This is a genomic window from Campylobacter sp. FU_497 (assembly GCF_025772425.1).
Taxonomy (GTDB): Bacteria; Campylobacterota; Campylobacteria; order Campylobacterales; family Campylobacteraceae; genus Campylobacter_D; species Campylobacter_D lari_C.
Map to the genome: position 1 here is coordinate 21,720 of NZ_JAKMSC010000015.1, position 17,645 is coordinate 39,364.

At 30.2% G+C, this 17,645-nt stretch carries 15 protein-coding genes; 7 read left to right on the forward strand and 8 right to left on the reverse strand.

From position 1 onward, the window contains the following. Window position 1 precedes the first annotated feature (1 nt). From L8W68_RS06495 to L8W68_RS06520, 6 genes are all read left to right on the forward strand, one after another. Entirely contained in the window at window positions 2-847 is an 846-nt protein-coding gene (locus L8W68_RS06495; RefSeq protein WP_263675468.1) for a 2-oxoglutarate ferredoxin oxidoreductase subunit beta, read from the forward strand. Next, window positions 844-1,401 carry a 2-oxoglutarate:acceptor oxidoreductase, gamma subunit gene (locus tag L8W68_RS06500; RefSeq protein WP_039626146.1) on the forward strand — a complete coding sequence of 186 codons (558 nt, stop codon included), beginning with the start codon at window positions 844-846 and terminating at the stop codon, window positions 1,399-1,401. Before L8W68_RS06495 ends, L8W68_RS06500 begins: the two co-directional genes overlap by 4 nt. 83 nt (window positions 1,402-1,484) lie before the next feature. Further along, a complete protein-coding gene (locus tag L8W68_RS06505; protein WP_263675469.1) occupies window positions 1,485-3,194 on the forward strand; it encodes an acetolactate synthase large subunit in 1,710 nt (569 codons plus the stop codon). Continuing rightward, window positions 3,191-3,658 (forward strand): acetolactate synthase small subunit, encoded by a 468-nt coding sequence (gene ilvN, locus L8W68_RS06510; protein WP_263662467.1) that lies wholly within the window; start codon window positions 3,191-3,193, stop codon window positions 3,656-3,658. Before L8W68_RS06505 ends, ilvN begins: the two co-directional genes overlap by 4 nt. After that, complete coding sequence (gene lpxD, locus L8W68_RS06515; protein WP_263675470.1) at window positions 3,655-4,614, forward strand: UDP-3-O-(3-hydroxymyristoyl)glucosamine N-acyltransferase; 960 nt, start codon at window positions 3,655-3,657, stop codon at window positions 4,612-4,614. The genes ilvN and lpxD overlap by 4 nt, the downstream gene beginning before the upstream one ends. After that, window positions 4,607-4,831 carry a hypothetical protein gene (locus L8W68_RS06520; protein WP_257928727.1) on the forward strand — a complete coding sequence of 75 codons (225 nt, stop codon included), beginning with the start codon at window positions 4,607-4,609 and terminating at the stop codon, window positions 4,829-4,831. Before lpxD ends, L8W68_RS06520 begins: the two co-directional genes overlap by 8 nt. Window position 4,832: 1 nt before the next feature. Here the strand turns inward: L8W68_RS06520 and ccsA are convergent, their stop codons facing one another. The 7 genes from ccsA to L8W68_RS06555 all read right to left on the reverse strand — a co-directional run bounded on the left by ccsA (window position 4,833) and on the right by L8W68_RS06555 (window position 14,763). Then, window positions 4,833-7,532 (reverse strand): cytochrome c biogenesis protein, encoded by a 2,700-nt coding sequence (gene ccsA, locus L8W68_RS06525; RefSeq protein WP_263675472.1) that lies wholly within the window; start codon window positions 7,530-7,532, stop codon window positions 4,833-4,835. Window positions 7,533-7,541: 9 nt separating this feature from the next. Further along, complete coding sequence (locus L8W68_RS06530; RefSeq protein ID WP_263675473.1) at window positions 7,542-8,141, reverse strand: SoxW family protein; 600 nt, start codon at window positions 8,139-8,141, stop codon at window positions 7,542-7,544. Between the two features lie 56 nt (window positions 8,142-8,197). After that, entirely contained in the window at window positions 8,198-10,216 is a 2,019-nt protein-coding gene (locus L8W68_RS06535; RefSeq protein WP_412175557.1) for a rhodanese-like domain-containing protein, read from the reverse strand. 95 nt (window positions 10,217-10,311) lie between these two features. Beyond that, window positions 10,312-12,249 (reverse strand): cytochrome c family protein, encoded by a 1,938-nt coding sequence (locus tag L8W68_RS06540; protein WP_263675475.1) that lies wholly within the window; start codon window positions 12,247-12,249, stop codon window positions 10,312-10,314. A 185-nt stretch (window positions 12,250-12,434) separates the two neighbouring features. Then, window positions 12,435-13,070: a helix-turn-helix transcriptional regulator gene (locus L8W68_RS06545; protein ID WP_220566402.1), complete on the reverse strand. Its 636-nt coding sequence runs from the start codon at window positions 13,068-13,070 to the stop codon at window positions 12,435-12,437. 105 nt (window positions 13,071-13,175) lie between these two features. Beyond that, on the reverse strand, window positions 13,176-13,670 hold the full coding sequence (gene ftnA / locus L8W68_RS06550; protein WP_220566403.1) for a non-heme ferritin: 495 nt from the start codon (window positions 13,668-13,670) through the stop codon (window positions 13,176-13,178). A 184-nt stretch (window positions 13,671-13,854) separates the two neighbouring features. Further along, window positions 13,855-14,763: an SIR2 family protein gene (locus L8W68_RS06555; RefSeq protein ID WP_263675476.1), complete on the reverse strand. Its 909-nt coding sequence runs from the start codon at window positions 14,761-14,763 to the stop codon at window positions 13,855-13,857. Window positions 14,764-14,892: 129 nt separating this feature from the next. On the opposite strand from L8W68_RS06555, the gene L8W68_RS06560 reads away from it, so the two are divergent. Next, on the forward strand, window positions 14,893-17,334 hold the full coding sequence (locus L8W68_RS06560; protein WP_263675477.1) for a hypothetical protein: 2,442 nt from the start codon (window positions 14,893-14,895) through the stop codon (window positions 17,332-17,334). On the opposite strand, the gene L8W68_RS06565 is transcribed toward L8W68_RS06560, so the two are convergent. After that, window positions 17,335-17,645: ATP-binding protein (locus tag L8W68_RS06565; protein WP_263675478.1), on the reverse strand; the 311-nt coding region annotated here is incomplete at its 5' end.

Here is a 17,645-nt window from a genome sequence, read left to right on the forward strand (position 1 = left end):
AATGGCTTTTAATTACGATGAATATTTAAGAGTAGATAAGCTTCCAACACAATGGTGCTGGGGTTGTGGGGATGGTGTTGTTTTAAAAGCTATTATTAGGGCTATTCAAAAACTTGGCTGGAATATGGATGATGTTTGCTTAGTTTCTGGTATAGGTTGTAGTGGTAGAATGAGTTCTTATGTAAATTGTAATACAGTGCATACTACCCATGGTAGAGCTATTGCTTATGCAACAGGGATTAAGCTAGCAAATCCTAAAAAACATGTAATCGTAGTAAGTGGAGATGGTGATACTTTAGCAATTGGTGGAAATCACACCATCCATGGATGTAGAAGAAATATAGATTTAACCCATATTTTAATCAATAATTTTATTTATGGTCTTACAAATTCACAAACTTCACCAACTACTCCACAAGGTTTTTATACTGTCACTGCTCAAGCAGGTAATATAGATCCAAATTTTGACGCTTGTGAACTTACTAAAGCTGCTGGGGCTTCTTTTGTAGCAAGAACAAATGTTATAGAAGCAAATAAGCTTGAAAATATTATTTTTAAAGCTTTATCTCACAAAGGTTATAGTTTTGTAGATGTATTTTCAAACTGTCATATTAATCTTGGGAGAAAAAATAAAATGGGTGAAGCTGTAAGCATGCTTGATTGGATTAAAAATCGTTGTGTGGATAAGTCTAAATTTGAACAATTAGACTATGAACAAAGAGCAGATAAATTTCCTACAGGAATTTTGCACCAAGACGAAAGCAAAGCAGAATATTGTGAAGCTTATGAGGAAGTTAGAAGAGCCTTGAAAGAAAAAAGAATGGTTGATTTGGGAGTATTAAAATGAAATATCAATTAAGATTTTGCGGTGAAGGTGGACAAGGGGTTATCACTGCAGGTGAAATTTTAGCTAAAGCTGCCATTAAAGAAGGGCGCAATGCTTTTAAAGCTTCTACTTATACTTCTCAAGTTAGAGGTGGACCAACTAAGGTTGATATCATCATTGATGAAAGTGAAATCTTTTTTCCTTATGCAGTAGAAGGTGAAGTTAGTTTTATGCTTTCAACTGCTGATAAGGGTTATCATAGTTTCAAAGATGGTGTTTGTGATGGCGGTGTTATAGTTGTAGAGCCAAATTTAGTTCATCCAAGTAAAGAAGATTATGCTAGATGGAAAATTTTTGAAATTCCTATTATTACTATAGCTAAAGAAGAAGTAGGTAATGTAGCTACTCAATCAGTTGTTGCTTTAGCTATAGCTGCTTATATGAGTAAATGTATTGATATTGATGCGTTAAAGCAAACTATGCTTGATATGGTGCCTGCAAAAACTAAAGAAGCAAATGCAAAAGCTTTTGATTTAGGTATAGAATACGCTAAAAAAGCACAAGTAGTTTCTTGATTTTTCAAGAAACTCTCCTTATAAAATAATATTTATTAAATTATCGTTATAATATTTTCCATTTTAAGCAAAAAGGTAAAATAATGAAAGAGCTAAATGGCTCGCAAATGATTTGTGAAGCATTAAAAGAAGAAAATGTTAAAGTAGTTTTTGGTTATCCTGGTGGTGCAGCTTTAAATATTTATGATGAAATTTATAAGCAAACTCATTTTAAACATATCCTAGTTCGACACGAGCAAGCGGCCTTACATAGTGCTGATGCTTATGCTAGAATGAGTGGTGAAGTTGGTGTGGCAGTAGTTACAAGTGGACCTGGTTTTACTAATACAGTTACAGGTTTAGCTACTGCTTATAGTGACTCTATACCTTTGGTTTTAATTTCAGCTCAAGTTGCAAATTCTTTAATAGGAACAGATGCCTTTCAAGAAATCGATGCTATAGGTATTTCAAGACCTTGTGTAAAGCATAATTATTTAGTAAAAAATATTGAAGAATTACCTAAAATTTTAAAAGAAGCTTTTTATATTGCAACAACAGGTAGAAAAGGGCCTGTGCATATTGATATACCTAAAGATGTTACTGCTGCTATAGGTAAATGGCATTACCCTAAAGAAATTTCTATGAAAACTTACAAGCCAACTTATAAAGGAAATATCAAGCAAATTAAAAAATTAGTAAGTTTGATTAAAAATGCTCAAAAACCTTTATTTTACCTAGGTGGTGGTTGTGTAGCTTCTAATGCTAGTGATGAGTTGAGGGAATTAATTCATTTTTGTCAAATTCCTGCAGTTGAAACTTTAATGGCTTTAGGGACTTTAAGAAGTGATGATAAGCTTAATTTAAAAATGGCAGGTATGCATGGGAGTTATTGTGCAAATATTGCTTTAAGTGAGTGTGATTTGCTCATTGCTGTGGGTGCTAGGTTTGATGATAGGATTACTGGTAAAACAAGTGAGTTTGCTAAGGGCGCAAAAATCGTTCATATTGATATAGATCCAAGCTCTATTTCTAAAATCATCGAAGCACATTTTCCTATAGTTGGGGATATTAAAAGTGTTATTTTAGATACCTTAGAAGAATTAAAAAAAGAAAGTTTTGATAATACAAAATACCAAGAATGGTTTAAAACTTTACAAAGATACCAGCAATTATATCCTTTAATCTATGAAGATAGTGATGAAGTTTTAAAACCTCAATGGGTTATAGAAGAATGTGCTAGATTAGCTCCTGATGCAAGGATAATTACTGATGTAGGGCAACATCAAATGTGGGTAGCACAATTTTATCCTTTTAATTATGCTAGACAACTTGCAACAAGTGGTGGGCAAGGGACTATGGGTTATTCTTTACCAGCTGCGCTTGGAGCTAAATTAGCTGTGGGTGAAGAAGTGGTGGTAAATTTTGTAGGCGATGGTTCTTTTTTAATGAATATACAAGAGTTAATGACAGCAAGTGCTTATGGAATTAAAGTGATTAATATCATTTTAAATAATTCTTTTTTAGGTATGGTAAGACAATGGCAAAGTATGTTTTATAAAGAAAGATTTTCTAATACAGATTTAACAAGCCAGCCTGATTTTATTACTATTGCTAAAGGTTTTCATTGTGAGGGTTATAATGTCTTTAATAAAGAAGAATTTCAAAAAGCTTTCAAAACAGCCTTAGAATCTAAAAAAACTTGTGTTTTAAATGTGGCTATAGATCGTTATGAAGATGTATTACCTATGGTGCCTGCAGGTGGAGCTATTTATAATATGATTTTACCTAGCTATAAAAACAAGGATAAAAAATGAAAAGAAGAGTAATTTCTGTCATTGTATTAAATGAGCATGGGGTATTATCACGCGTTGTTGGGCTTTTTTCAGGACGTGGTTATAATATAGAATCTCTTACTGTTGCTCCACTTGATGATAAAGAATTCTCAAGGATAAATATCGTTACTTTAGGCGATGAAAAAGTTTTTGAACAAATCATAAAACAACTTCATAAACTCATACCTACTTATAAGGTAATTGATTCTAGTGATTTTATAGAAAAAGAAACAGCCTTGGTAAAGATTGCTTTAAGTGAAAATTTTGCAGGCTTAGATGCTATATTAAAAGCTTATAATGGCAGTGTAACTTATAGTGATGATGAGTTTATTATAGTAATGGCAAGTGATAATGCAAAAAATATCGATAACTTTTTAAAAACCATGAAAAAGTATAATCCTATTAGTGTAGTTAGAAGTGGTTCTATTTTAATGGAGGTAAAATGAAAATTAGTGAAATTGCTAAATTTTTAGGCATAGAATATTGCGGAGAAGATATAGAAATTACAGCTTTGAATTCTTTGAATAATGCAAGTTTTACTGAACTTAGTTATTGTGATGGAGAAAAAAACTCTAAAAAAATTGCAAGTAGTGGAGCTGGGGCTATATTAGTCTCAAAAGAATTTGAAAATTTAGTTTCAAAAGATTGTATTAAGCTAGTCGTTGATAATCCACATTTATCTTTTGCGCTTTTAAGTAAGCTTTTTGCAAAACCTTTAATCTCTAGTGAAAAGAAAAATTCTAAAATCGCTAAAAGTGCCAAGATTATGCCAAATGTTTATATAGGCGAAAATGTCCAAATAGCTGATCATGTAGTAATAATGGCAGGTGCTTATATAGGTGATAATGTAAGTATAGGTGAATATACTATAATCCATCCAAATGTTGTGATTTATAATGACACTAAAATAGGTAAAAAATGTCATTTACTGGCAAATTGTGTTATAGGTAGTGATGGTTTTGGTTATGCGCATACAAAAAATGGCGAGCATTATAAGATTTATCATAATGGAAATGTTATTTTAGAAGATTTTGTGGAAGTTGGAGCTTGTACGACTATCGATAGAGCGGTTTTTGAAAGTACTATCATAAAGCAAGGCACAAAGATTGATAATCTTGTTCAAGTAGGGCATAATTGTGAAATAAGGGAGAATTGTCTTATAGTGGCTCAAAGTGGAATTTCAGGCTCAAGTATTTTAGGTAAAAATGTCATCATGGGTGGACAAAGTGCTACAAGTGGGCATTTAGAAATAGGAGATTTTGCTACCATAGCCGCAAGAGGCGGGGTCACTAAAAATTTAGAAGGTGCTAGGGTTTATGGTGGTTTTCCTATCATGCTTCAAAAAGATTGGCTAAAATTTCAAGCAAAAATTATCACAGCTTTTAGGGATAAACATGAGTAAAAAAATATTTAAAACTATAGAATTACATGGCAGTAAAAGTGGAGAAATAAGTCTTTGTAATCTTTCCAATCCTTATGGTATAGGAAGTAATGATATCTTAAGTATAGGTGTGGCTTTAAAAAAAGAAAATGGAATAGATTGGAAAGTTCATATTCCATATGAAAATTTAAAAGATCTTATCCTAGCACTTCAAGAAATAGAAAAAAGTAAAGCCTAGTTTAAAAACTAGGCGTATTTAAATCTCGTTTTCTTCCTGCGCTAATAATTAAAACAAAATTAAGTACAATCAAAACATACACAAAAGTTGGTACAGGAAAAGCATCGCCATTTGCATAAGAATGAAGCCCAGAAAGGTAAAAATTTACTCCAAAATAAGTCATTAATATACTATAAAAGGCTAAAACACTAGCACTTGCAAAAACAAAAATAAAATAAGTTTTGAAAATAAATCTTAAGTGTAATACCATGGTATAAACTACAATAGAAATCAAAGCCCAAGTTTCTTTTGGATCCCAACCCCAATATCTTCCCCAGCTTTCATTGGCCCAAACTCCACCTAAAAAATTTCCTATCGTAAGCATTGCAAGTCCTATTATCATAGACATTTCATTAACGCAGTGTAGTTTAGTGATGTTTAAATCTATGTTTTTATTTTTACCCCTTAAAGTAAAAAGAATTAAACTTAAAATCCCTACAATAAAACAAAGTGCTAAAAATCCATAGCTTGCTGTTATAATTGAAACATGAATATTAAGCCAATATGATTTTAAAACAGGTACTAAATTTCCAATTTGAGGATCCATAAAGCCAAGATGAGCTACAAAAAGTGAAATACCTGCTAAAAAGCTCGCAGCACATAAGGCTAAGAGTGATTTTCTAAAAAATATCACAGCACTTATCGCACAAGCAAAAGCTATGTAAATCATACTTTCATAAGCATTGCTCCAAGGAGCGTGCCCACCTACATACCAACGAATGCTTAAAGCTAGTGCATGTATGATTACACATATGCTTAAAATGATGTAAAAAAATCTATATACAAAGGCAGATAAAGTAATATTTTTTAATATAGTATAAAAACTTAAAAAGAAAAACACTAATGCAAAGCTAATATAAACAAAAGTTAGATTATCAAAGATGTTATGGTGATTAAGTAGTATTTCAAGATCTAATCTTTCTTTTGGTGGTAAAACATTGCTTCCATAATGATTTTGAAAGTCTTTTAAAGATTGTAAAATTTCATTTGCATCTTGCCATTGATTATTTTCAATACCATTGCGAACTTGTAAAAAATAGCTAACTAAAAGCATTTGCAAACGCTCTACATCTTCTTTTGCAAAAGGTAAAATTTGTACCGGTGAGTACCATTTTAAACTTTGCTCATTAATATCAGGAAAAATAGTTAAAGCTTGACCGCTATAAATATAATATGCATGATTTATTTTTTCATCTAAAGCTAGCAAATCTTTATCAAAGTTAGTTCTTAGCGAGGGCTTTTTGCGGTTAGCTTCCTCTACATAATTGCTAAGCTTATATATCCCATTATCAAACACATCATCAAATGCTATGTATTTTTCATTTATATCTGTGCCTATTAATTCTCTTAGCTTGCTTGTTTTTGTAGCTATCATTTTGATTTTTCTAAATTCTTTAGGATAAATCATCATAGCTAGAAAAATTTGATCATAGTGAAGATTTAAAAATTTTTCTTTTTGAGTGATTTTATAAACAAATTCCATTGCCAAAGTATCTAAAGGTTTGATTCTACCATTATGATCTTGCACAAGTAATCTTGCAAAATTTAAAGAATGTTCATAGGAATTCTTTTGCAAATTCGAGATTAAATTTAAAATTTCATTTTTATCTTCTTGTGCAAAAAGTGGAGTTTGTAAATTTGCAAAAAGCAAAATAAACAATACAAAACTTTGACCTTTTTTTAAATAAATGCTTAAACGATGAAATCTTGAGTTTTTATCAAATAAAACCCATAAAAATCCTAAAATCAATAAAGTATAACCTATATAAGTAGGGATTTTACCAGGATCTTTATTAACTGAAAGTATAGTGCCTTGCTCATCTTGATCATAAGAGCTTTGAAAAAATCTATATCCACCATAATCAAGAACATTATTCATAAAAATATCATAATCTAAGTTAATATTATTTTGCTCATCCATGATTTGAATTTTGGAAGTGTAAGAAGATGGACTCATAGAACCTAAATAACGCTCTAGTATAAAATCTTTTAAGTGTAATGCAAAAGGAAGCTTAATTTCTCTTGGTCCCCAATTGATAGTAAAATTTTTTCCCTGTAAGTTAAAATGCACTGCTTGTTTGTTTGTAAAATTTGGATTTAAAATTATTTGCGTATTTGCTTTTTGATAATTAATATTTAATTTTAAGCTAGCAGGTGTGATAGAGTCTTTTTGTGGAGTGTATTTGATAGAGCTTATGATTAATTTTTCACCATTTAAGTCAATAGTTTTTTCAAAATGCTTTTGAGTTAGTGAGGTAAAGCTAATAGGAAATTCAAAACTAGCATTAGTATCAAAATCAGTAATTTTTATAAATTCTTCTCTAGTGACTATGGTGTTAGAGTTTTGATTTTCTCTTATATGCATTCCACCTTCTAAGCCAAAATATCTAGTAAGTCCAGCACCGATTAAAATCACTATAAAAGATAAATGTAAAAGCAAGATAGAGTATTTTTTCTTTTGAAAAAGCTTATTATAAAATATCACTCCGATTAAATTTAAACCTAGTAATAAATGCAACATATCAAACCAAGCATTATTATAAATCAAAGCTTTAGCTGCACTAATACCAAAATCATTTTCTATAAAAGTTGCTACAGCACAAGCTATGGCGTATATACTCATTAGCAAAAAACTCATTGCAAAAGAAAAAAAATACTGCATTTTTAACCCTTAAATATTATTTTCTTTATAAAAATGTATAAGTTTTTGTGCTATGGTTGCTTCGTCTAAATTTTGATTTTCTTTTTGGTTTAAAAACTCCATTGTAGCGCTTAATCTTTTTGCGCTAATAAAACCAGGATAATTTAGCAAAGTTTGGCTGTTTTTGTTTAAAATTACAATAGTAGGGGTGGCCACTATATCATAAATACTAGAAAGTTCAGCTGTGCTTAAGTCACTTTTATGGTTTTTATAAAATGTATGAATTTTTTTATAGCTTATATTTATATAATAAGAGCTGTATTTGTCTTTTATAAGTTCTTGTATTTTTTTATCATTTTTAATTTCTTCTTTTAATTTATCACAATAAAGGCAGTGATTTGCGCTGAAAATGATTAAAATGTTTTTATCATCACTTTTTATATTTGTATTATCTTTAAATAAATGGGCTATTTCTTCATAAGATTTTTTATCTAAATCATTTGCTTTTTGTAAATTTTCTTTAGAAATTTGTGTACCGCTTGAGATTAAATTAGAATCAAGTTTTTCTTCATTAGAACAAGCTATAAAAAAAATACTTAAAAAACTAAGTGAGAGTATTGTTTTAAACATTTAAAATCCTTGAAAAAATTAGGAAAAGTCCTTATTCGCTATTATAGCGAATAAGGTTATAAGATAGTGTTAAAGAAAGTATAAAGCATTAAAAATAAAAATACTAAGCCAGTGATTAGCATTGCAAATCCTGCAAGTTTAGCTAGCCATTGATATGCTTTGAAATTACTTTTATTTTCATATAAAGTGTTTAATTTTCCACTTTCTTTTAAGCGTTTATACCATACGCTTCTTTCTTGTTTAATCTCTTCTTCACTAATACTTCCTGAAAAAATTACCATATCCATAGGGAAGCGATCTGCTCTAAAATGCGTATTAAAGAAGTGAATTGCAAAAATAAATCCTGTAGCAAGTAAAGCTTCATCAGAGTGAAGTAGGGTTGCTAAGTTGATTGCTTCACCTGGTAAAAATTTACCAAAGAAAGCAGGAAACCATAAAATAAGCCCTGAAATACCAATGATAAACATACCCCAAAATACTGCTAGATAATCAAATTTTTCCCAATAAGTCCAGCGGTCAAATTGCGGTCTTGGCCCAAAACCAAAGAACCATTTAAAATGATCTTTCATATCTTTAAAATCTTGCCAATTTGGCATTAAAGAATCAGGCCCAAAAGTAGCTTTTAAAACTTTCATAAAGCTTATTTTACCAGTTATTGGATCCCTTGCTACATCACGGCGTTTCCAATTTACAATGATGATTTCTCCAATGTGAGAGAAAAATACTGCAAACATTACCACGGCTGAAATATGATGTATGGTTGCAGCGTTAATGATATCTCCACCCATTAAATCAATCATAGGTTTAGCCCACGCTGAATCATAGAATTTTTGCGGTAAGCCTGAGAACGCAAGACCCAAAAAGCTAGCTGCCATAAAGAAATGCTGAATTCTATGGAAAGTACTAAATCTTCTTACTCTTACTTTATCTTCATGTGCTGCCTTTCTTGCTTCTTTCCATTCTTTAGGATATTTTATACGCATAGCAATTAAACGCAAGCACCAAAGTATAGTATGAGCTCCAAAGAAAACAAACACAGAAATCACTAAAATAGTCATGAATATATAAGCACCATGTAATCCAGGATATTTTTCGCCATCGCTATGATCAGCATGCGCCATCCAATTTACGAAATTTTCATTTGCATTTGGGTGGCATGATTTGCAAGTTTGAACACGGTTAATCGGCGAGAGAGTTGAGCTTCTTTCGCTTGATTTTAATATATTGTGTTTACCATGACAATCAGAACAAGTAGCAACACTTGGAGTTTCACCTGGCGTACTTAATACCATACCTTTACCATGGAAAGTCATATGAAAAGTTGTGCTTTTTTGTTTATGGCATTGTGCGCATTTTTGATCGACTAATTGTTTTTGTGAATAAATTCCTGAATGTTTTGGAGTGATATGAACAGAGTGACAAGTCGCACAAGATGGTTTTTCTTTTTTCTTTTGTGTATCTTGAGTAGGTAAGAACTCTTGCACCCCATGAGCGCTTTTTGCCAAAGCATTGCTTGCTTTTTCATGGCAAGTTGCACATTTTTGATTGATTAGGTTTTTACTTGCTGCAATATCAGCTCTAATGCCTTTGCCTTTTTGAGCATGACAATCACGACAAGATGGGGTGTTGCTAAATTTAAATCTTGAGTGGATAGTATCTTTAAACTCGATAATTTCTTTAGCTTTTTCCCATTTAACTGTGTCTATTTTTTCAACTTTTCTACCTGATGTTACCCATGATTCAATACCATCAAGCATTACAACAGAGTTCTTATAGCCAAGTTCTATAGCAACTGCAGCAGCTTGAGAAGCTTCAAATCTAAAACGATTTAAACCATAAAATACTAAATTTGCATTTTTATCATTAGGTAGTAAATTTTGCCAATTTTCCACATAGGTTGATATGGAATTAGGTATATAGCCATTAGCTTGTCTATCTTGCTCTGAGTTGACATCAAAAAAATAAGTATTATTTTGATCTAGCATTTCTTGAGCTTGTGCTAAGCTAATGCTTTTTACACCTTCTATTGAGCCTATTTCTCCATTAGCCTCAGCAAAAATAAACCCTGATGGCATAAAAAGAGTAAAAAGCACAATAAAAAGTCGAGTAATTAAATTTTTCAAGACTAGCTCCTTATTTTAAGGAAGAATTTTTCATTCTTCCTTTGTTTTTATTTACCATTTAGGATATTTTGTGCTTCTTGGATATAAATTAAAGCTTCTTCTATGATTTTCTTAGAATAAGCAGGCCCATGAACACCCCAAGAACCATCTTTTTCTAGTCTATCAGCTATGGCTTGAGCTTGATTTGTTAGGCTTAGTACTTTTGATTTTTGCTCTACTGAAAGTTTGGTTTTTTCAGCAAAAGTTTTATCAATACTTGCTATACCTTTTCTAATTTTCTCATAGCCTTCTTTAACGGGGTTTTGCCACTCCATTACTTTATCATAAATCATTTCTTGATTGCTAAAGTGAAGTTTTTCAGGTAAGGTTGATTGCACAGGACTATGACAACCACTTGCACCAGGACCCATTAGGTTAATATCACTAAAACTAGTTCTACCACAACTCCACATTAAATCAAGGAAAAATCTACCTTCATCATCTCTAGCTATAGTCCAACCACCAACTTTAGGCGATCTTTCTTTGCCTTCTGGTGGATTAAGTGTTTTTGCGGTTTTATCTACTTTGATATTCCAAATATGTGAAGCTCTAACATTATCAAACCCACCTTTATCAGGGTTTTGAACCGCTCCAAAGTTTTCACAACTCATCATATTTGGCATGTGACAAGCTGTACAGCTATCTTTTGCGTGAATTCCGCCTTTTTTGAAAAAGCTTGCTTGGGTTTCATGACAATCTTTGCAAGTTTTTTTAAGTTTTGTTTTAGTATAACCACTTTTCCAATCATTAAAAGTTACTTCATGTGGATCATGACAAGTATTACATCTCATACCCTTATCATAGTGTGCTGAAGAATACATTTGAGCACCTTCTGTTCCACACGCAGGACAACTTGATTTAAAATACGCATTGAAAGGTTTTCTAGGATTGATTTTAGCATCAGCTTCATTATATGAAAATCTTTGATGACATCTTTCACAATTTGATGGCATACCCGCACCTCTTGCTCCATAAAGATGTGCTCCAGCCCCGTGGCATTCTTCGCAAGTAATACCTTTTGAGATGGTATGTTTTTGAAGTTCTTTTGGATTACCCAGTGCTTTGTAAAATTCTTCCTTGCTCTTAAAATCAAATTTAAAAGTATGGCAGGTTTCGCAATATGCAGTAGCAGGTTGGAAAACTGCTTTTTCTTTATAAGTTGCAGCATAAGAGTTTGTTCCCCATACTTGAGAGCCATTTCCTCCAAAATCTTCCATTTTAGTAGGAAAACCAGGTGCAAAAGCAGCTATTTTTTGTGCCATTTCAGGAGTTAAAAACTCACTCCAAAGTCTTGAGAATTGATTACCTCCGGCGGTTAATTTACCACTTAAATCACTCAAATTTCCATCTTCAACATGGTAAGTTCCGCGCACAAGCCATCTATCTATAAAACCATATTTTGTTCTTGGTGTTCCAATGAGAGCATAAACATCATTTGGATAAATTCCATCAGGTAAAATAGTAGCTTGAGAGTTATACATAGGTTTTTTTAAACCTTCAGCTCCGCCAACTTCTTCCATTTCATGCGGGAAACGCACGGTTTTTGCATGGCGAGAACGCTCCCAAGAGGCATATTGAGCAGGGTGACACTCACCGCATTTTTTTGGGCCTACAAATTTGTTTGGAAAATCCAAAAAAGATTCATAAGGCAAGCGATAAGTAATAGAAGCTTGTTTTAAATCATGCTCAGCAGCAAATTTAGCTCCATTTTGATTTAAAACCCAGTTTTCAGTTCTATCGCTATGGGTAAATTTACCCACCAAACGCCCTTCCTTTTCATATTTAAAAATAGGGTGATGTTTGTAAAGATAGTCAAAAAATGCATCTTCTTGGGCTACATAACCATCAAGGGTTCTAGGCTCTGAAGAAGCAAAAGCTTGCGAACTTAAACTTATGCCTAAAGCTAAACAGGCATAGGTAGCAACCTTAGCTAATTTGTGTTTCATAACTTCCCTTTCGCGTGTTTTGTTAAAAGATAAAAATACTCTTATTTATTATCTATTAACTATTAAAGTATAATTGTGACTATTTTTTAATAAAAATTAACTTAAAAATATACTTATATTTATTTTTTGTTAATTTAAATAATAAAAATTATCATAATAGAAAAAAAGAAGTTATTTGCTAAATACTAAATTCTACTTATAGTTCCCACTACCTTACCCACGATTAAAAAATCGCCATTTTGATAATGTACATCTGCATAACTTAGATTAAAAGAGTGTAGATAAACCCCGCCTTTATTACTTTTAAAAATTTGTTTGATAAACAAACCATCTCGAGTATTTACTGCAAAAACTCCGCCTTCTTTAAAGCTTTTACTTTTATCTACTAAACACAAAGAATCATCTTTGATTTCAGGCTCCATACTATCGCCTATACAAGGGATGATATCACAATCTTTTGAGCCAAAAAAATCACTTAGTTTTTCATCTATAATCACTTCTGAAAAACTCACATTATCATTTAAAGCTCCACCTCCCATAGAAGCATTAACATCATAATATTTTAAAACATTATAGTTTAGATCATGCGTTAGAGTATTACTCTCAAGGGAATCTTCATAAAAAAACGCATTGATATTAATATTTCTCTCATTTAAAAAATGAAGTATTTGTTTATAAGGTATGGAATTTCTAAATTTCATACTATAAAAGGTATCAGGATTGATATTTAGCATCTTAGCTACATCAGAATCTTTGGCGTTTTTTATTCCTTCTTTTTGGAGTATAAATTTTAATTTATCAGTAATTTCATTCATTTGCATAAAAATCCTTTTAAATAAAAAGTATTTTAGCAAATTTACTTTTATTTTGCAAGAATTCTTTTAAATTAAAAGATATTTAGCTTCCAAATTTATGGAAGCTAAAAATTATTTATTAGTCAGACTTTTGATGTATTGATCTACCATGTATAAGCCATTGCCATTATCGCTTATGAGTTTGATTTTATCTACTATACCTCTAAAAAGCGCTTCCTCTTCGTGTTGTTCGCTTACATACCATTGTAGAAAATTAAAAGTAGAATAATCTTTACTTGAAAGCATAAAATCTACAAGATTATTAATAGAAGCAGTGATACTTTGCTCATGCTCAAAAGTTTTTTCAAATACATCAAGCAATGATTTAAAATCACTATCAGGTTTTTTAACTTCTTTTAATTCTACTTTAGAATCAGTTTCATTCAAATAAGTGATGAGTTTTCTAGCATGATCACTTTCTTCTCTTGCATGCTCGAACAAAAACGCCCCTGCACCATCAAAACTATGCTCATAGCACCATGAACTCATACTCAAATACAAATTTGCCGCATACATTTCTTTATTAATTTGCTCATTTAATAAAGCTACTACTTCTTTTGAAAGCATTTTCTCTCCTTTTTTTAATAATGGATTTTATAATGATATATTTTAAAGTTTAAAATATCATTTAATTTTAACTTTTTAATAATTTTTCTATCTCATCATCTGGATCTTCTTTTATATAACAAGATAAATATTTCATAAATTTTTTGAAATTATTTTCACAACAAAATTCAAAATTACATTTATTTTATCCAAATATGTCAATATATCTTTTCTTTTTACTACTTAAGTTTCTATTTGTATTTATTACATATATTGTGTAATTATTTTTATTTAATTGTAATGCTTTTTGAAAAAGATAAACTATGGACAAGTCACTTAAAGGAAAAGAAAAACCATAAATATAAATATTCTTTGCTTTGATTATCGCATTAAATGCTTTCATCCAAAGAGCTTGCATAATTGTATGGTTATAGTTGCTTGTTTTATCAAGTATAGGTGGAATAATTAATGGATGCATATCTATTTTTAACATATCTAAATAATATTCTGGTGCATGTTGATTATCATAAATATATATTTGACTGTTTGAAATAGAACGATTGTGATACCAATTAATAGAACCATGTAACTTTATAATTTCTGGTGTATGTTGTTTAAACAGATCATCCTTTAACGGAGTAAATACTCTATGATGGAGTTCTCTTCCTCTTGATGATAAACTATTAATTGGAAATTTATAAAAACATTCATAAAGAGTGTTTTTAGATAATATTTGTTCGAGTAATAAATCATAATTTAGCGTTATACAGGTATTTTTATTTTGATTGATAAATTTTGATAATATTTTAATGTCTTCATTATTCATATCTATACTTTTAACATTGTGTAAATTAATAAAAAAAGAATTAATTATATTTATCTTTTCAAGATAAGAAGCTTCATCTCTTAAAATTTCTTCCTTTGTTTTAAAGGGTAATGGTGCTATAAGATAAGTCAATAGTTGCTCTATATTTTCTTGATAAATTTTCTCATTATTATAAATATGTCCTTGCTCTATGAAATATTTTGATAATTCAGCAAGAGTAGGATAAGAATTATTTAGTGATTTTGAAAAACCTGCACCGAAAAAGAAAACATCATTTTTGTTTTGCATAAAAAACCTTTAAATTTTATATTAATGATTTATAAAATAAGATATTTTAATCCATGATAATAAAAAATAATTGAAAAATAATTTTATTTTGCTTAAAATTGTAAGTTTATTTATTATCAAAGGTTAAAAATGCAAGAATGGTTAAAAGTAGATGAAGAAACTTTAAAAAATAAAGTGCGTGAGGCGTATTTTTCAAAATTTTCTGTAGTTGGTTCTAGTATTGATTTTATTGTCACACAAAAGCATAAAGACTTAGGCGAGATTAATTTGTTTTGGGCTGAAGCTAAGCAAGGCATAAGTGATATTAAAAAATCATTTGTTCAACTCATTATGACTATAAAAAATGGAAGTTTTCATACCATGCAAACACCTGCTTTAATAGGTGCATTTGATGCTGAAAAAATCGCATTTTTACCTTATTATAAAATTCAAGAAATTTTTTATCAAAATGATAGGGTTTGGGGTGTAGCAGCTAGCAAACACACAAGTGAGCAGTTTTTAAAACTTTTAAAAGAATTAGATGAAATTTTAAACGAAGCTTTGATTTTTTATTATGAAAAAAATAATGAGGAATTAAAAAATTTCATAAAAGAAAATTTAACAAACGAAAATATAAGCAAATTTAAAATCGACAAAAACAACTTTGTAAGCATATATCATAAATGGAGCAAAAGCGTAAAAGAAAGCATAAGTATAGATTGGGATTTAGCCAAGAAAAACGGCATTATCGATGCGGACTTTTACCTAGCTGATTTACTTTCAAATGAAAATCAAACCATAGTAGAAAAGCTTTTTGCTATTTTAAATAAAGATCATTATGAATTTAATGCCAAAAAGACAGATCTAGGCTCTATCGCTACAGAAAAAACGGGCTTTAAAGACAATCAAAAAGCACATAAAGATTTTTGGACTATTTATGAGCGTCCGCCTTTGGAGGAATTTTGGGATTATATGATAGAGCGTAGGGATTTGCTTGTAGATCAAGACATTAGAGAAAGAAAGGGGGCGTTTTTTACTCCAAGAATTTGGGTGGATAAAGCTTGTGAGTATTTATCAAAGGCTTTAGGCAAAGACTATGAAGAGAAATACTATATATGGGACTGTGCTGGTGGGACAGGAAATTTGCTAGCAAATTTCACAAATGCAAAAAATATTTTTTGCTCTACCATAGATAAAGCAGATGTTGATGTGATACATGAGCGTATAAAAAATGGTGCAAATTTATTTGAAAATCATGTTTTTCAATTTGACTTTTTAAATGATGAATTTTTTGATAAAGTAGATGATAAAGGCAATGTTATTTATAAATCAAAACTACCTTCAAATTTACAAGAAATTTTAAAAGATGAAAACAAACGCAAAAAACTCATCATCTTTATAAACCCACCTTATGCAGAAGTGGGTTTGTCAAATAACGGAACTAATAAAATAGGTGTGCAATATTCTCGTATATATGATAAATATAAAGATATTCTTGGAAAATCTAGTAGAGAGCTTTTTGCTCAGTTTTTTATAAGAATTTATTGCGAGATTGATGGAGCTATACTGGCTTGTTTTTCTAAATTAAAGTATATAAATTCTACAAATTTTATAAAATTTAGAGAAACTTTTAAGGCTAAATTTTTAAAAGGTTTTGCAAGTCCTGCTTATACTTTCGATAATGTAAAAGGAAATTTTCCTATAGGATTTTTGATATGGGATATGAGTCAAAAAGATGAGCTTAAAAAGGTAAGGCTCGATATTTTTAATGAAAATGGAAATTTTTTAGGTAAGAAATTCTTTTTTTCTTATAAAAATACTCTATTTATAAATGAGTGGTTAAATGTATTTTGTAAAGTAAAAAATTATAATAAAAATATCATTGCATTTTTTAATGCAAAGGCTAATGATTTTCAACATAATAATAGAATTTGTTTAGGTTCAAGTGAAATGGTATTTGGAAATGGAGATGTTAATTTACAGGTATTTTCTATAAATTTAATTAATATAGCTATATATTTTTCAGTACGCCATGCTATACCTGCTACTTGGATAAACGATAGGGATCAGTTTTTATACCCAAACAAAGCATATCAAAACGATAAAGAATTTCAAAGTGATTGCTTAGCTTTTATGCTTTTTCATGGGCAAAATCGCATAAGTGCAAAAGAAGGTGTAAATCACTTCATACCTTTTAGCGAGAAAGAATTAGGCATTACTCAAGAAGCATTTAAGAGTGATTTTATGTATAAATTTATAAATGGCAAGATAAAAAATGAAGATGTTTTGTTTGATGATACATTAGGCAAGGTGGAATTTTCTAATGAAGCAAAAGAGCTTTTAAAAGCAGGTAAAGAACTTTTTAAGTATTATCACACACATAAAGAAAAGGCGGGATATTTAGTAAATGCTTCTTTGTATGATATAAAAGAATTTTTTCAAGGTAGAGATGAAAAAGGCAAGATGAACATGCCTAGCAAGGCAAAAGATGAGCATTATAAAATTTTACTTAGTGATTTGAATTTAGCTTTAAATGTTTTAGCTAAAAAAATCGAACCAAAAATTTATGAATATGGTTTTTTAAGAGAGTGATTAGCTAATACTAAAAGAAAAAATACTACCTTTTTGTGGGTTAGATTGAATTTTTAAAGAACTTTTGTGTAAAGTGAGTATTTTTTTAACTAAAAACAATCCTAGTCCAAAAGAATTGTTTTGGCTAGTATTGATTTTATAAAATTTTTTTGTGATTAATTTTAAGTATTTTTCCTCTATGCCTATGCCTTGATCTTGTATAGTAAATTCTTGGTTTTTAACTTCAATAAAAATATCTTTTTGACTGTATTTTAGTGCATTGCTAATGAGATTAATAATAACTTGCTCAATGAGAAAAGAATCTGCTTTTA

Coding starts and splice junctions, on each gene's coding strand:
- L8W68_RS06500 (WP_039626146.1), top strand. CDS start 844: ATGAAATATCAATTAAGATTTTGCGGTGAAGGTGGACAAGGGGTTATC.
- L8W68_RS06520 (WP_257928727.1), top strand. CDS start 4,607: ATGAGTAAAAAAATATTTAAAACTATAGAATTACATGGCAGTAAAAGT.
- L8W68_RS06530 (WP_263675473.1), bottom strand. CDS start 8,141: ATGTTTAAAACAATACTCTCACTTAGTTTTTTAAGTATTTTTTTTATA.
- ilvN (WP_263662467.1), top strand. CDS start 3,191: ATGAAAAGAAGAGTAATTTCTGTCATTGTATTAAATGAGCATGGGGTA.
- L8W68_RS06540 (WP_263675475.1), bottom strand. CDS start 12,249: ATGAAACACAAATTAGCTAAGGTTGCTACCTATGCCTGTTTAGCTTTA.
- L8W68_RS06505 (WP_263675469.1), top strand. CDS start 1,485: ATGAAAGAGCTAAATGGCTCGCAAATGATTTGTGAAGCATTAAAAGAA.
- ftnA (WP_220566403.1), bottom strand. CDS start 13,670: ATGCTTTCAAAAGAAGTAGTAGCTTTATTAAATGAGCAAATTAATAAA.
- L8W68_RS06555 (WP_263675476.1), bottom strand. CDS start 14,763: ATGCAAAACAAAAATGATGTTTTCTTTTTCGGTGCAGGTTTTTCAAAA.
- L8W68_RS06545 (WP_220566402.1), bottom strand. CDS start 13,070: ATGCAAATGAATGAAATTACTGATAAATTAAAATTTATACTCCAAAAA.
- L8W68_RS06535 (WP_412175557.1), bottom strand. CDS start 10,216: ATGCCATCAGGGTTTATTTTTGCTGAGGCTAATGGAGAAATAGGCTCA.
- L8W68_RS06560 (WP_263675477.1), top strand. CDS start 14,893: ATGCAAGAATGGTTAAAAGTAGATGAAGAAACTTTAAAAAATAAAGTG.
- lpxD (WP_263675470.1), top strand. CDS start 3,655: ATGAAAATTAGTGAAATTGCTAAATTTTTAGGCATAGAATATTGCGGA.
- L8W68_RS06495 (WP_263675468.1), top strand. CDS start 2: ATGGCTTTTAATTACGATGAATATTTAAGAGTAGATAAGCTTCCAACA.
- ccsA (WP_263675472.1), bottom strand. CDS start 7,532: ATGCAGTATTTTTTTTCTTTTGCAATGAGTTTTTTGCTAATGAGTATA.